The organism is Streptomyces sp. NPDC002835 (assembly GCF_053591995.1).
Map to the genome: position 1 here is coordinate 1 of NZ_JBSFUW010000118.1, position 1,970 is coordinate 1,970.

The 1,970-nt window shown below is 66.5% G+C and carries 2 protein-coding genes; both read right to left on the bottom strand.

The window, feature by feature from the left end; genetic code table 11:
- Nucleotides 1–17: 17 nt before the first annotated feature.
- A complete protein-coding gene (locus ACWD01_RS37380; protein ID WP_451168437.1) occupies nt 18–749 on the bottom strand; it encodes an IS5 family transposase in 732 nt (243 codons plus the stop codon).
- A gap of 280 nt (nt 750–1,029) precedes the next feature.
- Nucleotides 1,030–1,829, bottom strand: a protein-coding gene (locus ACWD01_RS37385; protein WP_451168439.1) for an IS5 family transposase whose coding sequence is annotated in 2 segments (ribosomal slippage) — nt 1,030–1,491 and nt 1,494–1,829 — 798 coding nt in all. Because the reading frame shifts where the segments join, the coding sequence is not laid out codon by codon here.
- Nucleotides 1,830–1,970 lie beyond the last annotated feature (141 nt).

Consider the following 1,970-nt stretch of genomic DNA (forward strand, 5'->3'; position numbering starts at 1 on the left):
TTTCGGATCCAGGTAAGTCATCCGGCCCAGAAACCTCCTTCCGAGTTCCTCCCGGCTGAGCCGGGGATACAAACAGAGCGCCTCGTGGCGCACAAAGACCGTTCCACGACCCAGCGGTGGGGCAGCACGTGGAAGCCACGGGTGTCGTCGCTGCGGCGGACGACATCGAGGACAACTCCGAGCTGCGTGGCACTCCAGTCGATGAGGTGGCCGGTGTATCCGCCGTCGGCCCAGACCCGTGCCAGCCGCTCGAAGCGGTCCTTGGCTGCCGGCAGCAGGATGCGGGCGGCGTCCCGGTCGGTGGTCGACGCCGGCGTGACCAGCACGGCCAGCAGCAGGCCGAGGGTGTCGGTGAGCAGGTGCCGCTTGCGTCCGTTGATCTTCTTCCCGGCGTCGAAGCCCCGCGAGATCAGGGCGACGGTGGCGTCCGCCTTCACCGACTGCGAGTCCACGACCGCTGCACTCGGATCCTGGTCACGACCTTCGGCATCGCGGACGGCACCACGTAGCCGGTCATGCAGTTCGGCGACCAGCCCCGCGTCCCGCCATCGGGCGAAGAAGGCGTAGACGCGTGGCCAGGGCGGGAAGTCACAGGGCATCGCCCGCCACTTGATGCCGTTGTCGACGAGGTAGCGGATCGCGTCGATCATCTGCCGGTGGCAGTAGCCCTCCGGACGGCCGCCCCGGCCCGCCAGCCATCCTGGAACCGGCAGCAGATCCCGCACCACGGCCCACTCGGCATCGCTCATGTCCGAGCCGTACCGGGGCCGGCGCTCCGGCCGGTCGGCCGCGTTCCCGAACCTGTGGGCGAGACAGTCACACCCACGAGTGGACGGACTGGACCCGGCAACCGTGACCACGCGACACTTCGACAACAGGGCCTCTTGGTTCTCGCTGGACTCGACATCCGCGAGCTACCAAGAGGCCCTTCTTCCATGCGTCCGCACCGGCAGACTCACCCGTACCAGGCCCCTGTTCGAACCCCACCGACCACGCGAGCGAAAGGAGAACAGCCAGTTAGAAGTCATCTCATTTGGTGAGTCGGCGGTAGCAGATGAGGGTGCAGGCGATGCTGGTGAAGGCGAGGAAGTGGTCGGCTTTGCGTTCGTAGCGTCGGTGGAGGCGTCGGCAGCCGGCGAGCCAGGCCATGGTGCGTTCGATGGTCCAGCGGTGGCGGCCCAGTCGCTTCGAGGTCTCGATGCCCTTGCGGGCGATGCGGTGGGTGATGCCGCGCTCGCGTAACCATCGCCGCAGGTGGGCGTAGTCGTAGCCCTTGTCGCCGTGGAGCTTGCCTGGCTTGCGCCGTCGTCGGCCTCGGCGGGAGCGGATCGGCGGTATGCCCTTCACCAGAGGGATCAGGGCCTGGCTGTCGTGCAGGTTCGCCGCCGAGATCCCGACGGACAGGGGCAGACCGGTCCGCTCGGTGATCAAGTGGATCTTTGAGCCGTACTTGCCCCGGTCGACAGGATTCGGACCTGTCAGGTCCCCCTTTTCAGGGCCCGCATGTTCACCGAGTCGATCGCGCATCGGGACCAGTCCAACTCGCCACGGGAGCCGAGTTCGTCAAGGACCAGGCGGTGAAGCTTGCCCCACACTCTGGCCTTCGTCCACTCGGCAAATCGCCGATGCGCCGTCGCCCCTGACGGCCCGAACGACGCCGTAGGCAACTGCTGCCAGGTGCAGCCTGACGTGGCCACAAACACGATCGCGGCCAGCACCTCCCGGTCACCATGCCGACGTCGGCCACCACCCTGAGGCCGCGACGGCGCCTCCGGCACTACCCGCTGGAACAACTCCCACAACTCGTCCGGCACCAGCCGCTCAACGATCCCCGCCACGACCGACAGCCTACCGAACCATCCAAATGAGATGACATCTGAGAGGGCGTTTGATCTAGTCAGATTGCCCTTTATCTCCTAGTAAGTTCCTCGCCAGGTGGGTGTGGTCTCGTCCGTTATGCGCTTGGCGAG